The following is a 26,992-nucleotide window of genomic DNA, read 5'->3' on the forward strand; positions in this document are numbered from 1 at the left end:
TGTCCCGGTGCGGCCTCACACTTTAAGACGAAGTGCGCCAAAGCACCTGTTTAGACAACATATTACCGTTCTTAATGTTTATCAAGGAGATTTCATTGTGAGTACCTCCAGCAATTTATATTAGTCACTCAGTTTTCAGCACAAAGGGATGGACGTCGAGCTTCTAAAGAATCTATTTCACAATTCAAGGTATTTCTACATCATTTGTGTGGATACAGAAGGACGCTATACCTACATAAACGAACATTACCTCAGCCGTTTCCAGCACATCGACAAGAAGTTTATCGGTCAACCTTTTCATATTACAATGCATTCGGAAGATATAACGGTAGTTGAGCGAACCTGTGAAAGATGTTTCAAGCAACCCGACCGGATGTTTCCGGCAACCATCAAAAAGTATGGCAGCCACGGTTCTTTCATTATAACCCAGTGGGAGTTCAAGCTCATACAAACAGCAGGAGAGTACCAGGGATTTTTCTGTATGGGCTACGATGTAACGGAGTTGGAACTACATCGGCAGGAGCTAACGGAGGCGAAAAAACAAATTGGAGAGGCGAGTAAAGTGATCGAAGACATAGCGTTTACCCAATCACATCTGGTCAGACGTCCTCTATCGAACATCCTCGGCCTGATGTCTATACTCGAAAACCTCGAGCTAAGCGACGAAGCTAGGGGAATTGTTGAAATGCTTAAGTCCAGCAGCCTGCGCCTGGATGATATAATAAAGGAAATTGTAAAGAAGACAAATGAATAGAAAGTATGGAGCTCGGCTATTGCGCCTATGCTTTCTAACGTGCCGCCAACCGTCTTATTTTAGGGTAAGCGCTGCCTAAACCAACCAAGTCGACCGGCGCTTCCTTCAACAAGCTCTTACATTGCAACTCCTGATTTACCGTTTCATTGCGATCCGAGTCTACCTACTTCTGAATCTACAGGCCACATCACATTCTTTGCAGCATTAATGCACGTCAATGAGAAGCCCTAACAGCGGCTGCTTTCTGATGGATTGTTATGCCCATTCTAGTTGTCAAGGAGCTGGAGGAGCAGTTGTGTCAGACGCAAGAACGCCGCAGGACATCGGCGCCCCATGTAAGATATACGAGCTGAATAGAGGAAAGCCAGAAGCGATATGACACCGAGTCAGGACCGGTATAGGTCGGTCGTGACTCGGTGCTGACTCGGTTCTGACTCGGTCCTGAGTCGGTTCTGTCCCTCTGAAGGGCCGCGGCAATCTCGCCTGTATTTGCCATGTGTCTCATCCCAATATGACATATTGTCTCAAAGTGAGGACCGACTTATGTCTCGCCATGCTGCATAGTAAGGTCGACTTACGAAAAAGAAAGTCGCTCCAGGGTAAAGACAAATAGGAACAGAGGTACCGACAGCCCTGCCTTTCTCCATGAGGCATAAAGTCGGCTAGTTTCTATCTTCCTAACGGGAAATACACCGCTCTTATTAAAAACGGAACTTTGCCCGAAGAGATTGAATGTATTAACAATAGTCAGGATGTGTCGCTTTCACCGAGCCGGGAGGACTGATCTGGCATTCACTCTGAAAATCCGGAACAGGAAAATGGAGTCAAAAAGTTCAGGTCGCAGAATATGAGTAACTAGTCTTCATGTATCATTGAAGATTCACTTCAATTGCGCCCGAATTACGCAGGCACTGAAAGGGAACTTTTTCTCTTCTGAGCCGCGCAAGCGCTTCTCGAATAGCTGTCGTTTTCGGCGCCCCATAAAACAGGATATTGCTGGCACAGGGCTTTCTGCCCCGGACAACGAGATCTGAGGCAGCAGCGGCCGGTAAGAGGAGATAGTCGACTTGCTCATTACAAGATAGCCGTAACAAACCGAACCTTTCGCATATCATGATCTTTCTTCCGCAAAAGCGATAAATCTGACTATTTCCTGCAGAGGACCCGCCACTTTTAACAAATCTGCAGGTCTGCAGCCTTAAACATCTCGCCCTGATGAGGGGCATGATTGAGTACTCGAACGTCTTACTATGCGGGGGTACAGTAGCAATTATACCGATCTGCTTCCCGCTGCGAAAGCCCACCGCCATTTCGTTTCGAAGGCTATAGAAAACGATACTGCTGCTTTCTGCCACGCTGATCTTCACGAAGGCTTGAGCGGAAGTTAATATCAGTCCTGCAGCAGCCGAAAAAAGAAGAGCGCGTCCGCTTCTCTTCAGGAAAGCAAAAACCAAGAGTGCTAGCAGCAGGTAGATCAGCAGATAAAACCAGAGTCCGGCCTGGCAGATATTTATTGAGGCCATGGGCAGGTCAGATATCATCATGAGCAAGGAGTTAAGCAAATGAATGGTCTTCCCCAGGATGGCAGCCAACGCCACAGACAGCGAGTGAACCGGCATTACCAGAAAAAAGATTCCGACGGTCATGATCACAGCTACCGGAATTATAACGATCAAATTTGCGAGGAGAAAATAGAGGGGGAACTGATTGAAATAGTACAGAATAAGCGGGAACGTGGCGAGTTGCGCCGCCACTGAAATTGATACGCAGCTCGACAGATAGTTTAGAACGGCGTGCCTGCTCCTCATGTATTTCCGAAGCAAGGGGTCTAAGTAGATAATGCCGAACACGGCTAGAAAGGATAGTTCGAAACCAACATCCAATAGATAGTAAGGATCGGCCACAAGCAAGATGACTGCGGCCGCAGCAACGCTATTGCCGGTATCATTCTCTCCATTCCAGATCCGGCCTATCATCACAAAGGTGATCATAATGGCGGCGCGACAGGCAGCGACAGACATCCCCGTCAAAGCAGTATAAAGCCACACACCAACTATTGCCAGCAAACAGCGGATAAGTCGCCCGGCTTTTGTCGTTTTCATAAAGAACAACAACGTCATTAGGATCTGAACCACCAAAGCTACGTGCATCCCGGAAACGGACAGAACATGAAAAACACCCGCCTGCGAGTAAGCTTTCAAAATGTCTGGCTGAAGGCTTTCCTTGTTGCCGAGGATGAGAGTTGCCGCGATTGCAGCATCGGCCCTATTTTCAATGTACCGATTCAACCGATCGCAGAGCATCGTTCTCCATCTGGTGGCAAGATGCCTAAGGTGCAAAAAAGGAGGGCCGCCAATTTTTCTGATGTCGTTAACGTCGCAAAAAAACTGATAGTAGACGTGTTGATTTTCCAAATACTGCTTATAGTCAAACTCATATGGATTGAGTGGCGGAGTAGGCGGGCGATAAGACGCAGGCAGGATTATTTGGTTGCCAATTTCAAATTTTCCCGAATTATAATCCGTTCTGGCCTGAATTATAATTTTACCATTTGCCCTGACGGAACTGTTATTTCTTAAAGCGAACTTCACGTCTGCGAAGAAGCGGACGCCGCTGGCGGTGTATACAGGAGCTGACGAAACCTCCGCACTCAAATAAGAACACTTTACTTTGTCAAAATAGCCATGAATGCAGGAAGGATGCCGCGATGCCGTGTTAAAAGCAAAAACAGACAATAGAAAGCACTGCACTATGATAGATGGCGAACACTTCAAGTAAAGGCTCGATGTCACATAGTGAAAGTGAGTGATGATCAGCAGGATCAGAAAAACAAGGGCGAGAGCTGCAAACAAGAACATCCCGCTCTTGCCGTGGGGAACAGACAGTCCAATCATAATGCCCGCTAAAGCAGGAAAGAGAATTCTAAGAAAAACAGGAATTCCAGACTGCATTATCTTACAGACGTAATTTAAGTTGAACACCCAGATCTGCCTTCCTGTGCCCATCAATCACAGGCAGGCCCGAACCTATTTGATCTGCATTCGCATAGCTGGAGACGGCATATCGTGCGGCTAGTTCTGCAAACCTCCCGACCTTATATTTCGCGTTCACGTAAAACCTGACGCCCTCGTCGTAATAGGCGGAGGAGCTGTATAGATTTAAGTAACTATTCTCCATTGCATAAATCGCTGTGTTAAAACTATCGCTGCCGAATATTGCGAAACGGGCGCTAAAGCTTGCCCGGCTACGGGTTGGTTTAAAGATGACGTCCTGATACAATAAAGAGCCGATCTCTTTGATGCAGTCCTTTTTGTAGACAACGGCCTCTCCCCTGCTTCTGAACAGGAAGCTTCCCGATTTAAATTCGAGACCAAGGCGAAGGTTCTGTTTCCTGACATCCTGAACATGCCGAACTTCTGCCTGGCCCTGGTCGTTCTCGCCGGCCGTTTTCGACCGATATCTCAGACTAAGGTTCGAGGATTTCGATAAGGGGAATGAAAAAATGGCAAGGATCTCATGTCCCTGAGAAGGAGCATCGGCATAATAACGAAGCCAGGGAAAGCGAAACAAATCGGTGTAAATCGAAAAGGCAGATCCTTTAGCCCCGTTCAGTGTAATCCCGCTGATAAAGCCGGCCTCCGCATCTCCGTTGCCTCCTTCCCGTATGCTCTGACAGTAGAAAGAATAATAGTTTTTCTGGTAAAGGCGCTGCAATAATACCAGGGACAGACGCTTTGACAAAGCAGAAATGATTCCATTGACTGTTGCAATTCCGTTATGGACAGTGTGAGCAAACTCGCCAAAAAAACAGGTATTCTTCCAGGTACTCGAATAAAAGAGGGCGGCGTTAGTGACAGAGCGATTTCTTAAAGCAAAAAGGTCGCAAAGCCTGGGGGAAGGAAAAGGAGGAACACTCATGGCATCATGGTAAACCACTGCACCAAGGCGACTGCTGACGTCGTTCCATTCGACCGTCATGCCGTACACGTTCTCGCTAATGGAATGCCTGTTATTTAACTCGGCCGAAGTACGATGCAGGCCGCTGTTAGATAAAGAAGTAAAACCTGAAATAGCACCGGCAGAGTCGGTTTCGAGTCTTGCATCCAGCCTTTTCCTCGATATGAAGGGAGTAACGTCTAGCTTCCTCCATACCATCGTGGCACTGGCTCCTCTCAGGAAGCCAGCTTCATTAGCAGAACTGTACAATTGCAGGCCCCCGTGTTGCCTGACGAAATACTCAGGACTGCTGCCTTTCCCGGCTGCAAAACCCGTCCACAATGCCGCACCTTGCCCTACCCTTATAGAATAATCACCGACAACCAGTTTCTTGACCGGCCCTAAGTTCTGTAGCTGGAGGGCAGCGGAGCAGAAGTCGAAACCGCCTGTGTGGGGCGAGAACGTGCGTTCTCCAGGGTCCTTTTCCATTAGTAGAGATAAGGTGAGGCGATCCTGATAAGTTAGCTTGTAGCGAAGGAGCGCATGAAGAGGATTACCAGCATAAGAAGGAGCCATTGAACTATCTCCCGACCGAAAGCCCTTTTGTCTTTGCATCACCTCCTGGACAGTTAACGAAAGCCACTGTTCCGCTCCGGCCGGCCGTTGGCCCTTAAAAGCACTGCCGTTCCGTTGTCTCACAACTGCGTATAGCTTAAGCTTTGCAATTGTTTCCATATCCAGCTCTTCCACTGCCTGAAGTTCTTCTATCTGAATAAAAGGACCAGTAGAAGCACGATAGCGAAGCAGGCTGGAAATTTGAAGAGGCGACAGAAATCCAAGTCGCCCTAGCTCAGTGGCCGTTGCCCTGTTCAGGTCTAACGGATGGCTGCGATAATACTCCAGGCTCTCCAAAAGCTCGCTGTAATCAAAGTCCTCGGGCACCCTTTCCATCATCGCGTCAGCGCGCTTTTCCTCTTGCGGTCCAGTCTCAAACTGGGCATACACCGACCCGTAAGAACAAAAGAGAGCAAGCGTTAACAGAGGTAAGCTCCTGCTAAAAATCATATCGCAATCCCACTTTTGGCAGATAGCCAAATTGTTCGTAAACAGAAACGGCGCAATCAAAAGAAAATGAGCCGGCTGCAGAGCCAAAGCCGAAATGCTCACAAAATGGCTCCGTAGAAAGACCGCCACGGAGAAAAAGATATTTACACAGCCGGTACTCCAGACCAGCAGCGCCGACCAGACCAAAATCAAGATCCTTCGAAGCCTCAGCGTTTAAGAGGATCTTATCGCTTACCTGCCATGCAGCTCCAAACTCGAGACGTGAGGCTACGAATGCGTTACAAGTCGCTTTATATGTGTTGCGACTGGGATTAGACACATGCGCAGCTACAGTGAGAAGCGGAGATATCTTATACTGAAACCCGGTCTCTACCGACCATGCACTTGCATTGCCGTATGCGGAAACAGAGAGCCGGTGAATATTAAAGTCAATAGAAATAGAAAGCATTTCTCCAAAGCGTCGGGCAAGAGCAATTGCAGCACGCTGCTCAGAATAATGCTCGACCCCATAACTCTGAATACCTACTCCTACCACACTTCTCCCAGAGGGTACTGCGAAAATGCAGGAATTTCGAGCTATCGATGAAGTAAAGTCTTCGCGATAAACAGCTAGTGCAGCGGATTTCAAAGCGGTAAGACCGGCCTGGTTAGCTAACAGACTAGATAAGTCTCTTAGCGCAACCCCTGAGGCTCCCATAGCTGCAAATCTGGGAGCAGAGACGGCTGGCTGACCGCTGGCGGATAGTAAAGAGGCCAGCATTAAGGGTGCAAGGATTAGGTATCGAAACATGGCTAGTATAAAAAGAAAAGTTAGTACTCCGAGGACATATATAGTAAAATATTTAATCAAAAAGAAAAAGAAATAAAGACAAAAGCAACCAATTCGTCGTGCGAGGCAACTTACGTGACAACAATCACTTTTTTTAAGAACTTTCCCGAAGTACTTTTGCGCAAGTTTTTTTCCTATTAATAAATATGAATAAAAAATTACTTACAGTTTTAATCGCTGTCGTGTTGCCGGTTATCTTTTCAGGCAAGGTATTTGGGCAAATAAGCCAGGATGCAACCGTAAGCGTAAAGCTTGCAGATGCAAGAAGTATTTCGATTACCAATCCCAACGTACTGTTAAACTTTTCAAGTACGGCTGATTACACAGATGGCGTGAATTATTTAGCCAAAGATCAGTTGTCTGTAACAAGTAGCACGGGATATCAGATAAAAGTATCTTCTGTAGCCGATCTTGCAAGTACCGCAGGGAATAAACTTCCGGCGAATACAATCAGTGTCCAGGCTACACCTACCACTGCCGACCCTAATGTAACGTTGCAGACACAGAAGCTCGGAACATCAGGGGGCCTGACTATCGTGAGTTCGAGCAAAGGCACGCTCCCACTTTCCTTCAGTATAAATTACAAGACAGATGCGGGCGCATACATCAATAAACCAGCTGACACCTACAACGTGGTTGTGACCTACTCAATTGCGCCATTATAAGAAGCGGCCGCATTTCAACTTCCGCTCTCGGTATGGGAAGATTAAGATATTTTTTTCTTTATTGTTCTAAGTGCCTCCAGTGCACTTTTTGCGCAAGTGGGAATTACAGTTAGCCCTGGCAGGGTCTATTATCACTTACCTCCGGGCAGTAGTACTTCTGAACGGATAGTCGTAAGCAACCCAACTGATGGCGAACTGGAAATCGGCGTTTCCATTTCTGACTGGTGCTACGACTCAGTGGGGAATAATATAGGGTATGAAGCCCGAACGTTAAAGACTTCTTGTGCCGACTGGGTTCAAGTCATGCCGGGGTCGTATTTTACCCTGCGCCCAAGAGAGCAGAAGACGCTTGATCTTTTAATGCAGGTTCCTGCTGCCGCAGACACTACGGTACCGGTTCATACCGCCCTGCTATACGTCACACAGCTCAACCATGGCACGGCGACCACAAATACGGGAGCCGCCATCCGTGTTACTGTCAGAATGGGGGTGAAATTGTATCATTCCTTTCGGATGACAGATGAAAAGGACGTGGAGATAAAGGACTTTGCTGACCGGGAGGAAAGAACACCTGCACATCTTTGCAAAAGATATCTCGACCTGCAATTTAACAATACCGGAAAAAGCTGGATTGAGGGCACGATAAAGTGGGAGCTATTTAATGAACAAAGCGGTCAGAAGACAAAGCTTGATCCCACTGACTTTTACTCACTGCCAGGCGACAGCCGTCTCGTAAGAAAGGAGCTGCCTGGAGACCTGAAGAAAGGTAAGTATAACGCGACGGCAATTATAAACTATGGAAACAAAGATGAATTGAAAATAGCAGAACTGGAATTTGAATTTTAATTGAAAACAGCACGACTCCTCTCAACAAAGATCAATTACAAGAAACACCCTTTATTGATCTCGCTACTTTTATTGTTGTTGAACACTCCCTCCATGGGTCAACAGCTAAATGGCTACACAGAATATAATTCATGCACACTGAACACTGCTGCGGATGTAATGCAAGGCTGCACCCAGCTAGACCGCTTTATCTTGCAGTATCAGTTCCTCAGCAGTACGTCCAGGTGGAGTCTGAAGGTGAAAGCAAATACCAATTTCACGAATGGTAGTACGTCAATTCCAGCTCAATATGTCTCTATACAGTTTAGTCGCGTAAGCTCTGGCGGGCCTAGCGCTTCCGAAATGGGAGTCAGCACCGCTCCTGTCTCTTTAAGCACCTCGTATAAGAACCTGATCTACCAATCGCCTGCTCCCCTTGGCGGCGGCAGTAACACCTACACCGAGCAACGCTTTAATATGATTGTGCAAGGAGGAGCGCACCTTCTTGTCCCGCCTGGCACATATAAAGCAACGCTCACATTCGCCGTATACAACAGGTACAACAGAATTGTCGCTTCGAAAGATCTGGAGGCGTCGTTTATCATTAATTACAGCAATAGTTGTCAGTCGGTCACTCTTTACTCCAGTAATTATGGGAGCCAGATACAGTTCAATAGCTATAACGAATTAATGGCCGGTGCTACAAGCCCCCAATACGTAAAGCTCTCCCTCCAGGCCAATTCAGCCAGCTGTTCAGGATGGTCACTGAAAGTGCGTGCGCAGGGAAACTTCACGAATGGCAGCAGTCAGGTCCCTCCGCAGTACGTGTCGCTGAGGTTTAACAAAATTAGCTCCGGCGCTCCGTCCGCGGGCGCAATCGGTATATCAAGCAACCAGGTTCCACTGAGCACGTCAGATGTTACGCTTATAGATCACTCCCAGGCCCCTTTTCAACCAGGAGTAACTTGCGAGCAACTTTTTGATATGATCATACAAGGTGGCACCCATCTTATATTGCCGGCAAGCGGCCCATATACAACCACCCTCGTTTTTTCTCTTGTCAACTCGGATGGAATGGTAGTTGCAACATCAACGATGCCGGCCACTTTTCAAATCTATGCAAATAGCAACGGATACACATTGCAGCTACAGAACACGGCCGACCAGGTTGTTCTCAACTTTGGCACCACCAGCGATATCATCAACGGGGTAACGGTTAACAAATTAAAAGGGCTCAGAATTCGTGGCTACAGTGCATACCAGGTAATAGCGAAAACTACCACTTCTACGTTATCGTCTCCTCTCACCGGCGAAGCACTTCCGGTTTCTGTTATTAGACTTACCGCAACAGCACCGGCCGCCTATTCGCGAATAGTTTGCGGAAGCTATAAGTTATCCGCCTCGGATCAGGTGCTGATCACCAACCCCTATTGGGACTATACCTATTACGATGTGGTGTACGACCTGAAGTACAATACGGATCCAATGGACAAGCTTCTTACCACGGTTTCTCCCGGTACTTATTCAACCTCGGTAGTCTTCGTAGTGATTCCTAAGTAGCGATTCGAAGTTTAATGAAACGGATAGCGGTTGTTCTCTTCTCCATTATACTATTGGGTATGCCACATGCACATGCAAGGGGATCAGTCCTCTACAGCGTAGAAATTAGCTGTGATAAGAAGCAAATAAAAACCAGCGGCAACGAGGTGGTAAGCATCCTTGTAAAAATAAAGAATAACGGTGCGAACACGATGCGGGGGCTGCTGCAAACCCGATCTTCAGAGCCTGCAATTGCTGTTTTAGGAAGAGCGGTGGCTTCCGTAGACCTCAATGGAAGGGACAGCATTTTTCTCCCTGTAAAAATTTTTATCCCAGTCCGCGTGACCGCCGGACGAGAATACACATTAACTTTTGATCTGACGGAAGAAGAAGGTGCCTTGCCCCTATTCAGTCAAAAGTGTAAGATTGTAATAGAAGAAAAAAAGCATCTCTATAACAACCCTTCTATCTAACATTCAGATAGAAGCCAGTACTGATTCTTTAAAGATACCTATTAGAATAGTAAACACTGGCAATACTTCCGAAACTGTCACCATCATCAATGCCATTTCCTCTCTGGCCGGTGGCGATGGCTTTCACGCCTCTAAAAAAATATACCTGCCTGCGTTTGCTGACACCCTGATCCACTTTAACAGGAGGATTACTAAATCAATGCTGCAGCTGAATGTCTTTGATGTCTATATAAAAGGGCTTTACCAAAGCGGAGAGATTTTTGGGGTATCCACAATTCGTGTCCAGGGAGCACAGTCCTCAAGAGTATACGGACAGGACCAGTCGACTAATGCCGGTAATCCGGGCTACATCACCGTTTCCTCCGAGAATACACTAAATCCATATCAGTCGTATAACTTCAACGGCTCGGGGACTGTACATACGCCTGTTGGACATCTCGCATACAATCTGGATGGAACAATCTGGACGGGGTTTAATGGCCTCCCTGTTTTGAGAAATACATGGATCGATTATCAGGCAAAGTCGCTCGGCCTCAAGATAGGAAATATTGACAAAGCGAATGAGTTAAATCTGATAGGACGGGGCATGGCGTGTGTACTCATTGATTCAGCACGAGCAACGAGATACGAAGCAGGAGTGATAGATAAAAGTTACAATTTGATAGGAGAATTCTACTCCGGCAGCCGCTCTCCCGGCTGGGCGACATGGGCGTCATTCCGATTTGAAAAAAGCATGCTAAAATGGACTTCTACTGCTATTTATGATAATAGCGCCAGTTCAGCGATCAGCAATTACTTATTGACAAATGAAATGGAGTGGGGCGAAAGCAGCAAGATCAGAATTCGTGGGCTTATAAACGCCGGTTACACACAAAGCTATGGTACGGCGGGCACCGGAAAGCTTGGGATGGCGGCAGGCTTAAATGTCGAAGGCCAGTTGGGCGGAGTATCTTTTAACAGCCTCAACTTCACCAGTCAGCCCTATTACCCTGGACTAAGGAAGGGAACAGTCTCTTTGTCGGAACAGATCAACTGGACGATGAAAAAAATAGCATTCTGGACCAGCGGGACTTACTACAGCTACTCACCTAAGTACCTCAACTCTCAGTATTTCACCTCAAACTTCGTAAACCTCCGGCTACAGGCGGGTATGTCGAGCCGGCTCTCCAAAGCTTGGACCTTCTCTCTCTCTCCGACCTACAACCTTGAAAAGAACAACTACTATTTTCTGAGTACCACGAACAGCACGAGAGCACTTACTTCCCTTGGTGCCAACATCGGCCTCGGCTGCTCATTATCTTCCAGGCAGAACTTTTATATTACCGGGGAGGCCGGTATATATCAGTACACTCCGCTCGACTTGGAAAAATTTCACGTAAAGGCCAATCTTTCCTACCACTATCGGGCATTCTCCTTTACATCTTCAATCCAAAAAGGCAGCTTTCTGCTGGGCGAGCAACAAAATGCGGAGTCAAGAAACAAGGAGAACTACACGAGCTTTAGTGCCGGGCCAGGCATTCAAAAAGAGTTCTTTAAGGGAAGAGGCAAATTGTACACCGGCCTTTTACTCATGCGCAGCAACGTAACAGGTAGCAGTATGATGATAAATGCACGTTATGAACAGTCTATGCTGTCAGGAACGACCTTATTTTCCAGTTTTACATACAACAGCACACGGTACGATTCGTGGAGCTACAACTCTAACAATCTGCAGCTAGGTATCACACAAAAGATACCAGAAGGCCGGATAAGGGCCAGATCATATAATCTAACCCTCATCCTCTTCAAAGACCTGAATCAGAACGGGATTTATGACGGAGGCGATTCCCTGGCGGCCGGCCAAACGGTGGATGTTGATCAAAGTCTTTTCTTGTCTGATCAAAAAGCAACAGTAATTTATAAACACGTGCCTCCCCGGTATTACACGATCTCGGTGCCCTTTTCGAAAGGCTGGTATTGTCCCGAACAAAGAATCTATGTGGATAAAAACATGACCGTCGAAATTCCCTTACAGAAGACGGGCACAATCGAAGGATCAATCAGCTTTTCGTCCACTCAGCAAAGCTATGAGATCTCTCAAAACCGGGGCGGCATTTTAATTACTGCTACAGACAAAGAAGGACATACGTATCAAACCAAGACCAATGAGGGCGGCGGATTTGTCTTTTTTCTGCCGGTAGGAAAATACACGGTCGCCGTCCAAATGGCAAGAGAAGAAATTGTTTGCGCTAACAACTTTCAGGAAATATCACTTGATACGCACAGTAAAAACGTGGTTGGCTTCACGTTGAAGATTAAGGACAGAAAAATCGAAACTAAAAAGTTCAAATCCAGAAATTTGCAAGCAGGACAACCCTGATTCTACTCTCCAAGAGCCGAGATAGTCATTTTTTCAGAGAGCTCCTTTCCAAGGTACTTGTCAATAAGCGCATGCAGCAGATAAAGAACAGGGGTCATTAACAGGGCGACAGCAAATTTGTAACTGTAATTTACCAAGCCTATCGCTGCCACCATCTGCCAGCTCCAATGATACTGTGGGTTGAGATAAAATGCAATAAATATTACCACAAAGCTATCTACCAGCTGCGAGACGACTGTAGAGCCTGTGGCTCTCAGCCAAAGTGCCTTTTCGCCGGTCAGCCTTTTTATCCGGTGGAAAACCAGAACGTCTACGAGCTGTCCAAACAGAAATGCTGCAATGGAACCTGCGATAATCCACATACCTTGTCCAAATATACCGGCAAATGCAACGTTCATATTAATAGCATGCCCGGCGATAACCTGGTTGACCCAAAAGTCGGCCGGGATTAATTGCAGAGCCAAAGCGAGAACAAGAAAGGCATATCCGATCAAAATAGCTGTTGAAACCGACAAAAAGCGGACGTGTTTCACTCCGTAATACTCATTGATAATATCAGTGCATATAAAGACGAGTGGCCAGGTAAGTACTCCGGCAGACATATTAAAGGATAGGCCCGGCACTCCCAACAGGTTAATATCCATCTTTCTCAACCCCAAAGACGCCTCAACAGAAAAAATTTTCACGCCAATAAATTCGGATAGAAGTGCGTTACTGACAAAGAACATGGCAAGGACTACGAGAAGGCGGGTTTCAGGCTTTTTGAGCATCTTTTCCTGGCAAATTTTCGTGTTAAGATAAACTTTTTAACAAAAACTTTTTGTGATGATCCGAATTTTAGTATTTATACCTGAAATATAGCGCGAAGGTAGTATGTTTACCGGTGCAACTTTGGTCTGTGGACGGCGTAGTAGCAAATGTCAAAGCGGACTCAAGATCAGGAAGCAAAAAACAAAGCAGGCACGCCTTACTGAGGCAGAGGGGCTGTCGATGATACTTGTTAATATAAAAACACCCGACCAATGAGCGTATTAAAGATCACATCCTTTCAGGCATACTTGTTCTGGGAAAACGTTGATAAAAACCTGCAGAACCTTGCCTTGCGACTTTCTGCTATACGGGAAAAAACAGACCTGATTGTATTACCGGAGATGTTCAATACAAGCTTCACCATGAATGCTGCCTTATATGCCGAAGAGATGGAAGGGAAAACGATGCAGTGGATGCACGATCAGGCCCGCCGCTTTGATTGCGTCGTTTCGGGAAGTATCGCCATAAAAGAAGATGGCAATTTCTTCAACAGGTTTGTTTGGATGCGCGCAGACGGCACCTTCAACTTTTACGACAAAAGGCATCTCTTTAGTCCGGGGAAGGAAGACGAAATATACAGTCCTGGTGAAGAAAAGCTGATTGTGGAGTTAAACGGGTGGAAGATCAGGCCCGCGATCTGCTACGACCTGAGGTTTCCGGTATGGTTAAGAAACCTGAACGGCGAATATGACCTGCTCCTTCTCGTGGCCAACTGGCCTGAAAAGCGCAGTGCCCACTGGCGAACGCTCATTACTGCCCGTGCAATTGAGAACCAGGCGTTTGTCGTTGGAGTGAACCGGGTTGGGCATGATGGGAACGAAGTCTACCATTCGGGCGACTCCATGTGCATAGATCCTAACGGCAACACCGTTTACTATAAACCAGGAGATGAAGACCTCTACACATTTTCCATCTCGCTGGACGAGGTCACCAAAGTACGGCGCGCCTTACCGTTTCTGGCAGACGCCGACCCGTTCACATTGCTCTAGCTGTTCTTCTCGTTGATGAGGGTATTGCGGTACTGATTTAACTTCCTTGCATCGTCTTCGGAAACGTGAGGATAATGAAGCGATAAATCTTGAAGCGCTTCTACAATCACACTAATAACCGCTACCCTTGTAAACCATTTATGGTTGGCTGGAATAACAAACCAGGGCGCTTCTTTCGTTGATGTATATCTGATTGCCTCCTGATAGGCTTGCATATAGTGGTCCCAGAAAGCGCGTTCGTTCAAATCGGCTCCTGAAAACTTCCAGTTTTTGCTTTTGTCATCGATACGCTTCAGAAAGCGTTCGCGCTGCTTGTCCCTCGATATGTGAAGAAAGAATTTCAGGATCACTGTTCCGTTGTCTGCCAGGTGCTTTTCGAAATGATTGATGCTCTTGAATCTCTCGTGCCAGAACTCCTTATCAAGAGAAGCAAGGCTCTCAACTCCGGGCAGGTCGTCCTTTAGGACAAGCTCCGGGTGTACCCGGCACACCAGGACATTCTCGTAATGCGAGCGGTTATGTATGCCGATCCTCCCCTTTTCGGGCAAGGCCTTATTATGCCTCCATAGAAAATCGTGGAGCTCGTCCTCCGGACCGGGCTGCTTGAAGCTGAACACCTGGCATCCCTGAGGATTAACGCCGCTCATTACATGCTTTATGGCGCTATCCTTCCCTGCCGCGTCCATGGCCTGGAATATGATTAAGAGCGAGCGCTTTCTGGCAGCGTAAAACTTATCCTGCAACTCAATAAGCTTTCTCTTGTACTCGCTAAGGAGCTGTTTGCTTCCCTCTTTCTGAAGGGACGCTGTATAGGAAAGGTCGATATCCTTGAGTGAAAGTTGAGAACCTTCCTGAACTTTAAAAGTATTGTATAATGAATCCATTCTTTTTTTGCGATACTATGTAAAAATCTTAGCCCTGCACACCTTCGCGACTTACCCCCACGAATGAACTAAAAGAAAGTTAAAGTTCCTTCACGGCATCTAAAGAACAAGGCACTTGCCAGAAAAACATTCATGACCTCCACGCACAAACGCGGATGGAACTTGCTTGAATGTTCCTCTTGCCCCTAAAGGGCAAACAGACTTTCAAGAAAAACAATTCGTTCTGATAAAAATTTTTCTTATTGTTGTCCGTTTATTCTCCATGTTCTTCTCATCTATAAAAAATAACAGAGGGACATTGTTTTTTGTTAAAGTATGTTTAAGGAAATCAGGAACAAACCTCTACGGTACTTTGTCATCTTTTTATATTTAGTCGTCATTTTCTTCTGTGCTATAGAATTGAATTTTCTCTGGATGTTTGGCTATTCACCGACAATCAAGGATATCAAGGCGCCGAACATGCGTATTGCCTCAGAGCTGTATACAGCTGACGGGAAACTGATCGGACGTTATTATAAAGAAAACCGGACCCCGGTTGACTTCAACCAGATCACCAAATCTACCATAAATGCACTCGTTGCAACAGAAGATGCGCGTTTTTTCAGCCATTCGGGCATCGACCTACGGTCTTTATTTTCCAGCGCCATCTCAACTGCAACAGGAGATAAAAGAGGAGCCAGCACTATTACACAGCAATTGGCTAAGAATTTATACCGGACGCGGAACAATAAGCAGCAGGGGCTGATCAAGTATATACCCGGGGTTCGCACTATTGTATATAAGCTGAAAGAATGGCTCACTGCTCTGAAGCTTGAAAAGCAGTATACAAAAGAAGAGATCCTCACGATGTATCTGAATACGGTTCCATTCGGAAACAATACTTTTGGAATCAAAACTGCCTCGAAAAAATACTTCAACAAGGAAACAGAAAAACTTGATGTTGAGCAATCGGCGCTGCTGGTTGGCATGCTGAAGGCAACCACTACGTACAATCCGGATAACAATCCGGAAAAGGCGCTGGAACGCCGAAACGTAGTGCTTTCCCAAATGGAAAAATATAAATATCTCAGTCCCGAGGAATACCGGAGATATAGCAGCCGTCCATTAAATATTCACCCCGGAGACGTCGAAGATGAGGATCAGGGCGATTCTTACTTACGATCTGCCGTCGCCAAATACCTTGACAAATGGTGTGACGACAACGGGTATGATCTTTATGAATCAGGGCTGAAGATCTATACGACCATAGACTCAAAGTTACAGGGCTATGCAGAAGAAGCTGTTGCAGAACAAATGAAAATTCTCCAGAGGCGACTCAATAACGTATGGGGCAAAGAAAACCCATGGCGCGACTCGGAGGGAAAAGAAATTATTGACTTTCCGCAAAAGGCAGCGCAACGGCTGCCGATTTATAAGGCCCTTCAGGAAAAATATCATAACGACCAGGATTCCATTGACTACTACCTGAACAAACCAAAGAAGATGAAGATCTTCAGCTGGGATGGAGATAAGACGGTTAATTATTCGACCATGGACTCCATTAAGTACTATGCAAAGATCCTGAATACCGGTATGATGACGCTCGACCCCTTCAACGGACACATCAAGGTATGGGTGGGCGGAATTGACTTTGAACATTTCAAGTATGATCACGTGAACCAGGCGAAACGACAAGCGGGATCTACGTTTAAGCCATTTGCTTATCTGGCCGCACTGGAAAGTGGAATGAGTCCTTGCGACAAGTTTACTGACAAGCCCGTTAAGATCCCCTATGTTGAAGATGATTCTACCAAATATTGGGAACCGAAGAACTCTGACTACGTCTTTACCGGAAGAGAAATGAGTTTGAGATGGGCAATGGGGAAATCAGTAAACTCAATCACTGCACAAATCACTCAGAAGGTCGGCTGGGACAAAGTGGTTAAATACGCTCACGACTGCGGGATTGAAAGCCCTTTGAAATCTGTTCCGTCGGTAAGCTTAGGCTCCAATGATGTATCAGTCTTCGAGATGGTTCGCGCTTACGGCACCTTCCTCAATAAGGGCGTCAGAACTGACCCTATCCTTGTTCAGAAAATCACCGACCATGACGGGAATGTGATTCAGGAATTCAAGGCAGAACAAAAACGGACACTGACTGAAGAGATCGCATGGCTCATGCTGTACATGTTCAGAGGAGGAATGGAAGAGCCAGGAGGAACATCACGCTCACTCTGGGAATGGGATTTATGGAAAAAGGGCAATCAAATAGGCGGAAAAACAGGAACATCTTCCGACTTTGTTGATGGATGGTATATGGGAATCACCAAGGACCTGGTTACCGGGGTTTGGGTTGGATGTGATGAGCGGTCTGTTCACTTCCGGTCCTCCGGAACAGGAGAAGGCGCCCACACCGCCCTGCCGATCTTCGGGAAGTTTATGGAGAAAGTGTACCACGACCCTTCTACTGGGTATACATACGGTCCATTTCCGCCTCCGGGGGTAGAAATAACAAGAGAATACAATTGCACAACTCCTCCCCTCCAAGAGATACAACCAGCGCTGATAGTCTCCTGACAGATTCATTGCAGTTACCTGATACGACTGCAACAGAAAGGCCTGCGGTAGAGCATCACCAGGAACAACCTGCTGCTACTCCTGCACCTGCCGCTTTAAAACCCGAAGAGATTGATGTAGTGGTGGATCCTAAAGAAGAAAGAAAGAGAAAAAGGCAGGAACGAAGGGAAGCAAGACGCCAAAAGAAAGAAGAACAAAACAATTAGATCGCTTTGAAATTATCATTCAAACGGAGCTTTTGGTAGCCTTTCTTTTCAGCTTGCTCGCATTTGCCAGGTACCTGGTATATTTCGTGAGCTTAACTCATGATAATCAGTTAATAAAAGTTATTTTAGTGCATTCTTTAACCGCCATATGAAACACTTCGACTTTAGAGTAAAAAGGCCGTCATTCTTACTATTCGCCACCCTGGTTTTCCTTCTCTCGCTGCTGCAGGTCACCCCCTCATTCGGACAGTACTTCGGACAAAATAAAGTGCGATACAAGAACCTTAAGTTCAAGGTGCACCAGACTCCGCACTTTGAGTTGTATTCTTACATGAAGAACGACAGCCTGGTTAAAAAGCTGCTTCAGGAAAGTGAACTCTGGTATGATCTTCATCAGCAGGTTTTCAGAGACACTTTTGCGAGGAGAAACCCTCTTATTATCTATAATAACCACGCAGACTTCCAGCAAACAACAGCAATACAAGGCGACATCAGTGTTGGAACCGGTGGTGTTACTGAAGGAATGAAAAACCGTGTGGTGATGCCGGTGATGCAGCTGAATCACCAGACCAGACATGTACTCGGACACGAGCTTGTGCACGCTTTTCAATACCACAGCCTCATCGAAGGCGATTCAACCAACCTCGAAAACATTGGCAACCTCCCCCTCTGGATGGTCGAAGGGATGGCAGAATACCTTTCTATTGGCAAGGTTGATGCATTCACTGCAATGTGGATGCGCGACGCTTATCTGAACAAAGACATCCCCACGTTACGAGACCTCACAGAGAGCAATCGCTACTTTCCGTACAGATACGGGCAGGCATTCTGGTCATACATCGGTTCTACCTATGGAGACACGGTTATAGTTCCTTTCTTTAAAGCTACTGCAAAATTCGGCTACCAGGCCGCCATAAGACGAACTTTCGGCTACGATGAACGAACCTTGTCTAATCTATGGAGAACGAGTATCGAAAACACCTACAAGCCCTTCCTCAAAGACACATCAGAAATTCCTACTGGGAAGAGGCTTATTGACGATAAAAACGGCGGCGAAATGAATGTCGCTCCAGCCATTTCGCCTGATGGTAAATACGTGGCTTTTCTGTCAGAAAAAGAACTCTTCAGCGTAGACCTGTTCCTGGCGGATGCGAAAACAGGAAAAATAGTCCGAAAACTGACAAGTAAAACGACGAATACCCATGTCGACGAATTCAGCTATATTGAGTCGGCCGGGGCCTGGTCGCCCGATAGTAAGCAATTTGCATTCACAATTTATAGCCAGGGGCGAAATAAGCTGCTCATTGTGAACGTATCGAACGGAAAAGTGGTAATGACAGAAGGCCTTGGTGATGTTCGTGAGTTCAGTAACCTGGCATGGTCTCCCGACGGACAGGAAATAGCGCTGACGGGTTTAAAAGAAGGCTACAGCGATCTGTACCTGTTCAATCTTAAGACAAAGAAGATCACGCAGCTGACGAACGATCGCTATTCGGATTACCAGCCCAACTTTTCAAAAGACGGCCGCTACCTGGTCTTCACAAGTGACCGTACAACACTGGACAGCGCAAAAGGCGTCGACATATCCTACAGTCTTGCCGTGATGGATCTGCGTGACAAAAGCATCCGGAACCTGCCTGTCTTTAAGGGCGCCAATAATATGAATCCTCAGTTTTCTTCTTCCGGAGAACAAATCTACTTCCTGTCTAACAGGGATGGGTTCAGGAACCTGTACCGTTATACTCTTGGCAACGGCCAGATCGAGCAACTTACAAACTACTTTACAGGGATAAGCGGTATTACGGAATACTCGCCGGCACTTAGTTTGTCAGCAAATGATGACGTGCTTTACTCCTACTACAGGAGACAAAAATATACGATCTACAATGCCCGGCCCGATGAGTTTAAGCCGTCAAAAGTATCTGCTGATGCCGTTAATTTCGATGCAGGTACACTGCCGCCCGCGCGACAAACAGGAGTTGATCTGGTCAATGCCAACCTTACAAATTTTGAGCGGTTTGAAAAGATCGGCGCCAGCCAGATCAGCCCCGCTAAGTATCGGCCGCAATTCAAGCTCGACTATTTAGCAAGTAACGGAGTGGGGGCCTCTGTTGGCCGTTTCGGCACAGGTCTTTCAAGCGGTGTCCAGGGCATTTTCAGTGATATTCTCGGTCGCAATCAAATTTTTGCAACTGCAGCAGTAAATGGCGAAATATACGATTTCGGTGCCCAGGTAGCCTTTGTCAACCAGCAGGGCCGTATTAACTACGGAACCGCTATTTCGCATATTCCATATGTGTCAGGATACTACGTTTCTAAGATCGACCCTAACCCCCGCTACAAGGATAATCCAAAAGGAGAATATCCCTTCATTTACACAGAAGGGACAGACATCATCCGCACCTTCGAAGATCAGGCACAGCTTTTTGCAGCCTATCCGTTTTCAAGAATATTGAGATTTGAGACTGGCGTTGGGGCAGCGTACTACAGCTATCGCATTGATCGCTGGGCCTCATACTACTACGCCGACTCCGTTAGGGACAATATGGGAAGGCCGGTCCTAGACGCGAACGGATCTCCACGTATCGGTATCTCCAGTTATCCCTTCGATTCGGATAAATCAAAGCTGTCAAAGCAGGAGGCACAAGCCTATTATGGGAGCAGCTTTAACTCTTTTGCTATCTATCAGCTGAACGCCGCCTTAGTTGGCGACAACTCCTACTTCGGCGTAGCTGCACCGCTGAATGGCTTTCGGTTCAGACTTGGCCTTGAAAGCTATTTCGGCGATTATAACTTTCAGGCTCTGACGGTAGATTTGAGAAAATACACCCGAATAAAGCCGGTGACGATAGCCGCACGCTTATACAGTTATACGAGATTCGGAAAAGACCAGCAGGCTTTGTATCCTTTATATATCGGATATCCATATCTGATACGTGGTTATGAACCTAACTCTTTTTACCGGAGTAATACAAACGCATCAGCTTACATCGACCAGCTTACCGGATCAAAGATTGCAGTAGGTAACTTTGAAGTACGGCTGCCCTTCACAGGGCCTGAGAAGCTGGCTGCCCTGCCATCCAAATTCCTTTTCAGTGATCTTAACTTGTTTTTTGATATCGGTCTTGCTTATAATAATAACTCGAAGATCCATTGGACCACAGATGTTGAGAACAGCACATCCACAAATTATAATTCAAACTTTGGTGGAGGCTTAACGTCGACTAACGTGATAGACCGCGCGCCGGCAATGAGTGCAGGTGTATCGCTCCGGGTAAACATGTTTGGTTATTTTGTTCTGGAACCCTATTTCGCCATCCCTTTCTCGCGGAAAGATGTAAGCGGAGGGGTCTTTGGACTCACCTTCGCACCGGGATGGTAAGGAACATTACGACAAAAAAAGCGGCTTCAGGCCGCTTTTTTTATTTGTGAAACACGATGAACTTCAGCAGTACGAATCATTTCCTCGTAATCAAGTCCGAGTGACAGGTCAAGCCAGTCAGGGTTTACGTCCCTGATCAGCTTCTCCTTTTGCAGCCGGGTAAACGTACTTAGCAGATTAAAACGATGAAGAGCAGCAGCCTCATTGCTCAACTCTTCAAAATAAACAAGGCGGCTGAGCTGACCCGGCTCATCAAAAAAGAGGCTTGGCATCTGCCTGTAAAAGCTGATTGTTTTGAGAAGATCTGCACTCATTCCTACGTGCAGCGTTCTGCGATTACGATCGGTTATTATATATACAAATCTTTTCATAACTAAAACTATTATACTTTGATTTCTTTTTACTAACTTTATTGGCATAAAGATACTAACATTATTAGTAAATACAAATAAAATTTAAAATGCGAAATATATCGAGCAACTTGAGATACCTACGCCGGAGCAAAGGCCTTACTCAGCAGCAATTTGCTGATCTAATGGAGATTAAAAGATCTTTGGTAGGAGCATACGAGGAAGACAGGGCTGAGCCCAGATACGACTTGCTAAAAAAATTCGCAAGTTTTTATGAATTAAGCATAGACGATCTCATCAATGAAAAAATCAATGAGAAGTGGAAACCGGCCGACAGAGCAAGCGCTTCTAACATCAGAGTTTTGAGCATTTCCGTTGATTCGAACGACAAGGAAAATATAGAACTTGTTCCTATAAAGGCAAGTGCTGGGTATCTGAATGGCTACGCCGATCCTGAGTTTATCAGCGAGCTTCCTAAATTCAACCTTCCCATGTTAAAGCAAGGGACTTACCGGGCCTTTGAAATAAAAGGCGACTCCATGCTACCTCTTCAATCGGGCACTATTGTAATTGGTGAGTATCTGGAAAGCTGGGCCGACGTGAAACAAGGCGAGACCTATGTCTTCATAACTAAATCAGATGGTGTTGTGTACAAGCGGGCAGGCAACCGGTTTAAAGAAAACAAAGGAATAAAGCTGATCTCGGACAATGTGATTTACGAGCCCTACACAATTTCAGCCGAGGATATTCTGGAGATCTGGAAAGCCAAGGCTTATATTTCTACCGTTTTTCCGGAGCCGACACCAGAGCCGACCATGGAAAGTCTAACCTCAATGATGGCTCAGATGCAGAAATCCATCACGCAGCTTCAGCAGGGAAAAAATTAAGAATTAAACCTTTTCTGCGGCGCCCGTTCTAACTAAGAAACGAATACAAAATGAAAAATCCGCTTTTATTTATCGTCCTGCTACTCTTCGCAGTATCAGTAAGCAGAGCCCAACCGAGACAACAACGCAGTCCTGAAGACAGGGCAAACAGGCAGGTAGACATGCTCGAAAAGCAATTAAGCCTTACTGCAGACCAAAAGGCTAAGATTTATACTGTGGTGCTCGCGCAGGCCCAGAAAAGAGACAGCCTGATGAGCGCTGCCCGAAGTGCCGGTCAGGACCGGCAGGCCATGTGGACCAAAATGCAGGAGTTACAGAAGGAAAACGATAAAAAGCTGATGGTATACCTGACCGACGATCAAAAGAAAAAATATGAACAGTGGGTAGAGGAAAGAAGAAATTTCCGGCGTGAAGGACAGGGAGGTCCCTCCAGACGATAAAGGTTCTGTTAACCGGGGTGAGATTACAAGGCGGCATATTGGCTGCCTTTTTTATTTTTGTGCCAGCGAGAATGACATGGGAAAACTAGAACAGCAAATCAGTGACCGCTTAGCTAAAAGAGAGACAGACCAGTCGATCAGATCACTGAGTACTGACAAGGATCGGGTCGATTTCTATTCCAACGACTACCTGGGCTTTGCGCGCTGCCCGGCTTTGCGGTCCGAAGTTCTTGAAATAGCTCTTGCTCACGAGGAGTACACGCTGGGCTCTACCGGCTCCAGGCTCATCTCGGGAAACGACGATTTTACTGAGCAACTGGAAAAAGACATTGCTGGCTTTCATTACGCGGAGTCGGCATTGCTGTTTAACTCTGGCTACGATGCCAATGTCGGACTTTTCTCTTCAATCGTACAACGAGGCGACACGATCATAGCCGATGAACTTGCACATGCTTCCATTATTGACGGAGCGAGACTGAGTAACGCGTTCCGCTACACCTTTAAACACAATGATCTCGAAAGCCTGGAAAATAAGCTTAAAGCATCAAAGGGCAATACCGTTGTTGCAGTTGAAAGTGTGTACTCGATGGATGGAGACCAGGCCCCGCTTACTGAAATCGTGCAACTGGCTGAGAAATTTGGAGCAAGCGTAATCGTGGACGAAGCTCATGCAGTGGGCATCTTCGGTGCTCAGGGTCGCGGTCTGGTATGCCAGTTGGAATTAGAAAACAGGGTGTTTGCCCGGGTAGTTACCTTTGGTAAATCACTCGGGGCGCATGGCGCCGCAGTTCTGGGCAGCAGTAAACTAAGGAGCTTCTTAATCAATTACGCCCGATCTTTCATTTATAGTACCGCCGCCCCTGCAATTGCCCATCTTACCGTAAAGCGATGCTACGAGCGATTGCAGAATGGCAATTTTCAGCCAGCCGTCCACGAAAAGATCCGCACGTTTAAAAAATCCGTCAGCTCCTTCAGCCACTTCTTCCTTCCCTCCGACTCCCCCATCCAAAGTTTAATCCTCCCCGGGAATCAAAGGGTAAGGCAAGCAGCGGAGCACATCCGCAATGAAGGATTCAACGTCAAAGCAATACTTCATCCAACTGTGCAGCAAGGCAACGAGCGACTCAGGATCTGCCTGCATTTATTCAACCACGACACCGAAATAAATACCCTTTCTCAACTAGTACAGACCCTATTATGAGACCCATCTTTGTGACAGCTATCGACACCGGCATTGGAAAAACTGTCGTTTCCGCAATCCTTGTCGAGAGACTAAAAGCAGACTATTGGAAACCTATTCAGTCCGGAGACCTCGACAATTCAGACACACAAACTGTGAAAAGACTGGTGACCAATCCGGCTACTGTCTTTCACCCGGAAGCTTACCGGCTAACGCAGCCCTTCTCGCCGCACAAATCGGCAGAACTCGACGGCATCAGCATTGACCTCAATAATATTAAAGTACCGGAGACCCCTAATCAACTTGTCATTGAGGGCGCGGGAGGCTTAATGGTGCCTCTTAACGACAAGCACTTCATCATAGATCTGATCCAAAAGTTTGAAGCTGAGGTAGTGCTCGTGGTCAGACATTACCTTGGCAGTATCAACCATACCTTACTTAGTCTTTCCATCCTTCAGCAACGCGGCATTCCGGTTTCATCTATTGTAATTCTGGGCGAAAATGACCTGTACTCGGAAAAGGCGATCAGGAATTTCGCAGGCGACATAAAGTTTGAAACAATACCTCTCACCGACCACGTCGACAGGGCTTTTATTTTAAGGCATTGTTAATTTGAGATGCATTCCTCTACATCAATTCAAAGTTAAGAGCCTGATTTTTGAATTCTTAATATATATTTGCCATTATGAGTATTTTATCGAACCGAATTAACAACCTGGCTGAGTCTGCCACCATTAAAATGGCAAAACTCGGAAGAGAATTAGCAGCAAAAGGAGTTGACGTGATCAGTTTAAGCCTTGGGGAAACTGACTTTTACACTCCGGACTTCGTTAAGGATGCAGCAAAGAAAGCAATTGACGACAACTGGTCGTATTACTCTCCGGTGGCAGGATATCCCGACCTGAGAAAAGCAATTGCCGGAAAGCTGAAGCGCGAGAACAACCTCGATTATAACTTCGACCAGATCGTGGTTTCCACAGGAGCTAAGCAGTCCCTGACAAACGCAATTCTATGTCTTGTTAATCCGGGCGATGAAGTGATCATCCCCACCCCCTACTGGGTATCCTACTCCGAACTTGTCAAACTGGGCGAAGGAAAGTCGGTCTTTATTGATACAACACTCGAAAGTGACTTTAAGATTACGCCTGAGGAGCTTGAAGCAGCTATAACACCCAGGACCAAACTGTTTATGTTTTCGTCGCCTAACAATCCCACAGGCACCGTATACACACGCGATGAGCTGGCGGCACTGGTAAAAGTATTCGAAAAATACCCCGACATCTACATTATATCTGACGAGATTTACGAACACATTAACTTCATAGGCAGTCATACATCTATTGCTGAATTTGAAAGCGTAAAAGACCGCGTTATTATTATTAACGGACTTTCAAAAGCATACGCAATGACCGGGTGGCGGCTTGGCTTCTCAGCAAGTAGTAAGGAAATCGCGAATGCCTTTGACAAGCTGCAAAGTCAGATGACCTCAGGAACCTGCTCAGTAACGCAGAGAGCCGGTTTAGAGGCCTACAGCGGCGGTTTGGAAAGCGTTGTAGAAATGCAAAAGGTCTTTTTAAAGAGAAGGGACCTGGTGTACCAGCTTCTGAAGGAGATTCCCGGCCTGAAGGTAAATCTTCCGGGCGGCGCGTTTTACTTCTTCCCTGATGTCAGTTCATTCTTCGGAAAAACGACTCCCGAAGGCGAGACCATCGAAAACTCAGATGACCTGGCCCTCTACATATTAAATAAAGGACACGTTGCGGTGGTTAGCGGAGACGCATTTGGCGACCCTAAATCCATGCGCATTTCGTATGCCGCCTCAGAAGAGAAGTTAATAGAGGCTGCATCACGCATTAAAAGAGCACTAGCAGATCTAAAATGAAAGAAACATTCGGCCGTTTTAACAACCTGAATATTTTAATTATCGGGGATGTTATGATGGATTCATACCTCTGGGGAAGCGTTGATCGCATTTCCCCGGAGGCTCCTGTACCAGTAATATCTGTAAAAAAAGAGAGAACCGACTTGGAGGAGCAGCAAACGTTGCATTGAACGTGCAGTCGCTCGGCGCCTCACCTGTCATCTGTGCCGTAATCGGCAATGATCGGGAAGGCGACGCCTTCATTAAGCTGATGCAAGATCAGGGCCTTGCCGTTGACGGACTCGTTCGGCTAGACAACCGCCCTACTACAGTTAAAACACGGGTGATCGGGCACAACCAGCAAATGCTTCGCATAGATGCTGAAAAAGACGAGGAACTTGCGGCTGACGACACAAAAAGCCTGCTCAACAAGATCCGCACCGTAATAGCTACTCATTCTATTGACGCGATCATTTTCGAAGATTACGACAAAGGTGTGATCTCCCGGCATCTTATCGCTGAGGTGGTTGCTGAAGCGAAAAGCAGAGGGATCATTACGGTGGTTGACCCCAAAAAGCGCAACTTTTTGTACTACAAGGGGGTCACCCTCTTTAAACCCAATCTCAAGGAACTGAGAGAAGGCTTAAAAATTGATATAGACACCTCAAAAAAAGGTGATCTGGAGAAAGCTGCAGAAACTCTTCAAAAAAAGCTGGAATGCGACCTGGTTATGGTGACATTATCGGAACTCGGAGTATTCATGCTCTCAGAAAGCGGCCAGAAGATCATTCCTGCACACATCAGGAAAATTGCCGATGTATCGGGCGCAGGCGATACAGTCATTGCTACCGCCGCTCTTTGTCTGGCAGCCGGACTAGATGAATTTAAGACAGCAGCTGTAGCCAATCTCGCCGGCGGTCTTGTCTGTGAACACGTGGGAGTAGTCTCGATCGACAAGGAACGATTGCTGGACGAATCGCATAAAGTCTGACCATAAAAAGT

The 26,992-nt window shown here is 46.5% G+C and carries 21 protein-coding genes and 1 pseudogene; 16 read left to right on the forward strand and 6 right to left on the reverse strand.

Translation table 11 applies throughout. From position 1 onward, the window contains the following. Positions 1-148 precede the first annotated feature (148 nt). Positions 149-754, forward strand: a complete 606-nt coding sequence (locus ACES2C_RS19340; protein WP_374164697.1) for a PAS domain S-box protein — start codon at positions 149-151, stop codon at positions 752-754. A gap of 869 nt (positions 755-1,623) precedes the next feature. On the opposite strand, the gene ACES2C_RS19345 is transcribed toward ACES2C_RS19340, so the two are convergent. From ACES2C_RS19345 to ACES2C_RS19355, 3 genes are all read right to left on the reverse strand, one after another. Then, positions 1,624-3,648, reverse strand: a complete 2,025-nt coding sequence (locus tag ACES2C_RS19345) for a ComEC/Rec2 family competence protein (RefSeq protein WP_374164698.1) — start codon at positions 3,646-3,648, stop codon at positions 1,624-1,626. Between the two features lie 61 nt (positions 3,649-3,709). Beyond that, positions 3,710-5,644 carry a ComEA family DNA-binding protein gene (locus ACES2C_RS19350; protein ID WP_374164699.1) on the reverse strand — a complete coding sequence of 645 codons (1,935 nt, stop codon included), beginning with the start codon at positions 5,642-5,644 and terminating at the stop codon, positions 3,710-3,712. Between the two features lie 100 nt (positions 5,645-5,744). Continuing rightward, positions 5,745-6,545 carry a hypothetical protein gene (locus ACES2C_RS19355; protein WP_374164700.1) on the reverse strand — a complete coding sequence of 267 codons (801 nt, stop codon included), beginning with the start codon at positions 6,543-6,545 and terminating at the stop codon, positions 5,745-5,747. Positions 6,546-6,730: 185 nt separating this feature from the next. Between ACES2C_RS19355 and ACES2C_RS19360 the strand changes: the two genes are divergently transcribed. The 5 genes from ACES2C_RS19360 to ACES2C_RS19380 all read left to right on the forward strand — a co-directional run bounded on the left by ACES2C_RS19360 (position 6,731) and on the right by ACES2C_RS19380 (position 12,445). Next, entirely contained in the window at positions 6,731-7,249 is a 519-nt protein-coding gene (locus tag ACES2C_RS19360) for a hypothetical protein (RefSeq protein WP_374164701.1), read from the forward strand. A gap of 96 nt (positions 7,250-7,345) precedes the next feature. Continuing rightward, positions 7,346-8,095: a hypothetical protein gene (locus tag ACES2C_RS19365; protein ID WP_374164702.1), complete on the forward strand. Its 750-nt coding sequence runs from the start codon at positions 7,346-7,348 to the stop codon at positions 8,093-8,095. Positions 8,096-8,188: 93 nt separating this feature from the next. Then, positions 8,189-9,634: a hypothetical protein gene (locus tag ACES2C_RS19370; RefSeq protein ID WP_374164703.1), complete on the forward strand. Its 1,446-nt coding sequence runs from the start codon at positions 8,189-8,191 to the stop codon at positions 9,632-9,634. 14 nt (positions 9,635-9,648) lie between these two features. Then, entirely contained in the window at positions 9,649-10,086 is a 438-nt protein-coding gene (locus ACES2C_RS19375; RefSeq protein WP_374164704.1) for a hypothetical protein, read from the forward strand. Between the two features lie 199 nt (positions 10,087-10,285). Beyond that, positions 10,286-12,445, forward strand: coding sequence for a carboxypeptidase-like regulatory domain-containing protein (locus ACES2C_RS19380; RefSeq protein WP_374164705.1), 2,160 nt, complete (start codon positions 10,286-10,288; stop codon positions 12,443-12,445). A 2-nt stretch (positions 12,446-12,447) separates the two neighbouring features. On the opposite strand, the gene ACES2C_RS19385 is transcribed toward ACES2C_RS19380, so the two are convergent. Then, positions 12,448-13,215, reverse strand: a complete 768-nt coding sequence (locus tag ACES2C_RS19385; protein ID WP_374164706.1) for a queuosine precursor transporter — start codon at positions 13,213-13,215, stop codon at positions 12,448-12,450. A gap of 252 nt (positions 13,216-13,467) precedes the next feature. Here ACES2C_RS19385 and ACES2C_RS19390 point away from each other — a divergent pair, with 252 nt between their 5' ends. After that, positions 13,468-14,244 (forward strand): amidohydrolase, encoded by a 777-nt coding sequence (locus ACES2C_RS19390; protein WP_374164707.1) that lies wholly within the window; start codon positions 13,468-13,470, stop codon positions 14,242-14,244. Here ACES2C_RS19390 and ACES2C_RS19395 read toward each other — a convergent pair. Continuing rightward, positions 14,241-15,128 (reverse strand): polyphosphate kinase 2 family protein, encoded by an 888-nt coding sequence (locus ACES2C_RS19395; RefSeq protein WP_374164708.1) that lies wholly within the window; start codon positions 15,126-15,128, stop codon positions 14,241-14,243. The genes ACES2C_RS19390 and ACES2C_RS19395 overlap by 4 nt on opposite strands. A gap of 315 nt (positions 15,129-15,443) precedes the next feature. Here ACES2C_RS19395 and ACES2C_RS19400 point away from each other — a divergent pair. Further along, positions 15,444-17,890: pseudogene (locus ACES2C_RS19400) on the forward strand (penicillin-binding protein 1A). A 148-nt stretch (positions 17,891-18,038) separates the two neighbouring features. Further along, complete coding sequence (locus ACES2C_RS19405) at positions 18,039-21,272, forward strand: DPP IV N-terminal domain-containing protein (RefSeq protein WP_374164709.1); 3,234 nt, start codon at positions 18,039-18,041, stop codon at positions 21,270-21,272. Between the two features lie 26 nt (positions 21,273-21,298). On the opposite strand, the gene ACES2C_RS19410 is transcribed toward ACES2C_RS19405, so the two are convergent. Beyond that, the gene (locus tag ACES2C_RS19410) at positions 21,299-21,643 is read right to left on the reverse strand and encodes a GIY-YIG nuclease family protein (RefSeq protein WP_374164710.1); all 345 of its coding nucleotides are present in this window, start codon (positions 21,641-21,643) and stop codon (positions 21,299-21,301) included. An 89-nt stretch (positions 21,644-21,732) separates the two neighbouring features. On the opposite strand from ACES2C_RS19410, the gene ACES2C_RS19415 reads away from it, so the two are divergent. The 7 genes from ACES2C_RS19415 to ACES2C_RS19445 all read left to right on the forward strand — a co-directional run bounded on the left by ACES2C_RS19415 (position 21,733) and on the right by ACES2C_RS19445 (position 26,981). Continuing rightward, positions 21,733-22,509: an XRE family transcriptional regulator gene (locus tag ACES2C_RS19415; protein ID WP_374164711.1), complete on the forward strand. Its 777-nt coding sequence runs from the start codon at positions 21,733-21,735 to the stop codon at positions 22,507-22,509. A 50-nt stretch (positions 22,510-22,559) separates the two neighbouring features. Then, positions 22,560-22,949: a hypothetical protein gene (locus ACES2C_RS19420; protein ID WP_374164712.1), complete on the forward strand. Its 390-nt coding sequence runs from the start codon at positions 22,560-22,562 to the stop codon at positions 22,947-22,949. A 76-nt stretch (positions 22,950-23,025) separates the two neighbouring features. Further along, positions 23,026-24,150, forward strand: a complete 1,125-nt coding sequence (locus ACES2C_RS19425; protein WP_374164713.1) for an aminotransferase class I/II-fold pyridoxal phosphate-dependent enzyme — start codon at positions 23,026-23,028, stop codon at positions 24,148-24,150. Then, positions 24,147-24,740 (forward strand): dethiobiotin synthase, encoded by a 594-nt coding sequence (gene bioD / locus ACES2C_RS19430; protein ID WP_374164714.1) that lies wholly within the window; start codon positions 24,147-24,149, stop codon positions 24,738-24,740. The genes ACES2C_RS19425 and bioD overlap by 4 nt, the downstream gene beginning before the upstream one ends. Positions 24,741-24,814: 74 nt before the next feature. Beyond that, the gene (locus ACES2C_RS19435) at positions 24,815-26,011 is read left to right on the forward strand and encodes a pyridoxal phosphate-dependent aminotransferase (RefSeq protein WP_374164715.1); all 1,197 of its coding nucleotides are present in this window, start codon (positions 24,815-24,817) and stop codon (positions 26,009-26,011) included. Next, on the forward strand, positions 26,008-26,181 hold the full coding sequence (locus ACES2C_RS19440) for a hypothetical protein (protein WP_374164716.1): 174 nt from the start codon (positions 26,008-26,010) through the stop codon (positions 26,179-26,181). The genes ACES2C_RS19435 and ACES2C_RS19440 overlap by 4 nt, the downstream gene beginning before the upstream one ends. 2 nt (positions 26,182-26,183) lie before the next feature. Beyond that, positions 26,184-26,981 carry a bifunctional heptose 7-phosphate kinase/heptose 1-phosphate adenyltransferase gene (locus tag ACES2C_RS19445; RefSeq protein ID WP_374166991.1) on the forward strand — a complete coding sequence of 266 codons (798 nt, stop codon included), beginning with the start codon at positions 26,184-26,186 and terminating at the stop codon, positions 26,979-26,981. Positions 26,982-26,992 lie beyond the last annotated feature (11 nt).

It is taken from the genome of Arcticibacter sp. MXS-1 (genome assembly GCF_041902385.1).
Taxonomy (GTDB): domain Bacteria; phylum Bacteroidota; class Bacteroidia; order Sphingobacteriales; family Sphingobacteriaceae; genus Arcticibacter.

Coding starts and splice junctions, on each gene's coding strand:
- ACES2C_RS19340 (WP_374164697.1), top strand. CDS start 149: ATGGACGTCGAGCTTCTAAAGAATCTATTTCACAATTCAAGGTATTTC.
- ACES2C_RS19345 (WP_374164698.1), bottom strand. CDS start 3,648: ATGATTGGACTGTCTGTTCCCCACGGCAAGAGCGGGATGTTCTTGTTT.
- ACES2C_RS19350 (WP_374164699.1), bottom strand. CDS start 5,644: ATGATGGAAAGGGTGCCCGAGGACTTTGATTACAGCGAGCTTTTGGAG.
- ACES2C_RS19355 (WP_374164700.1), bottom strand. CDS start 6,545: ATGTTTCGATACCTAATCCTTGCACCCTTAATGCTGGCCTCTTTACTA.
- ACES2C_RS19360 (WP_374164701.1), top strand. CDS start 6,731: ATGAATAAAAAATTACTTACAGTTTTAATCGCTGTCGTGTTGCCGGTT.
- ACES2C_RS19370 (WP_374164703.1), top strand. CDS start 8,189: ATGGGTCAACAGCTAAATGGCTACACAGAATATAATTCATGCACACTG.
- ACES2C_RS19375 (WP_374164704.1), top strand. CDS start 9,649: ATGAAACGGATAGCGGTTGTTCTCTTCTCCATTATACTATTGGGTATG.
- ACES2C_RS19380 (WP_374164705.1), top strand. CDS start 10,286: ATGCTGCAGCTGAATGTCTTTGATGTCTATATAAAAGGGCTTTACCAA.
- ACES2C_RS19385 (WP_374164706.1), bottom strand. CDS start 13,215: ATGCTCAAAAAGCCTGAAACCCGCCTTCTCGTAGTCCTTGCCATGTTC.
- ACES2C_RS19390 (WP_374164707.1), top strand. CDS start 13,468: ATGAGCGTATTAAAGATCACATCCTTTCAGGCATACTTGTTCTGGGAA.
- ACES2C_RS19395 (WP_374164708.1), bottom strand. CDS start 15,128: ATGGATTCATTATACAATACTTTTAAAGTTCAGGAAGGTTCTCAACTT.
- ACES2C_RS19405 (WP_374164709.1), top strand. CDS start 18,039: ATGAAACACTTCGACTTTAGAGTAAAAAGGCCGTCATTCTTACTATTC.
- ACES2C_RS19410 (WP_374164710.1), bottom strand. CDS start 21,643: ATGAAAAGATTTGTATATATAATAACCGATCGTAATCGCAGAACGCTG.
- ACES2C_RS19415 (WP_374164711.1), top strand. CDS start 21,733: ATGCGAAATATATCGAGCAACTTGAGATACCTACGCCGGAGCAAAGGC.
- ACES2C_RS19420 (WP_374164712.1), top strand. CDS start 22,560: ATGAAAAATCCGCTTTTATTTATCGTCCTGCTACTCTTCGCAGTATCA.
- ACES2C_RS19425 (WP_374164713.1), top strand. CDS start 23,026: ATGGGAAAACTAGAACAGCAAATCAGTGACCGCTTAGCTAAAAGAGAG.
- bioD (WP_374164714.1), top strand. CDS start 24,147: ATGAGACCCATCTTTGTGACAGCTATCGACACCGGCATTGGAAAAACT.
- ACES2C_RS19435 (WP_374164715.1), top strand. CDS start 24,815: ATGAGTATTTTATCGAACCGAATTAACAACCTGGCTGAGTCTGCCACC.
- ACES2C_RS19440 (WP_374164716.1), top strand. CDS start 26,008: ATGAAAGAAACATTCGGCCGTTTTAACAACCTGAATATTTTAATTATC.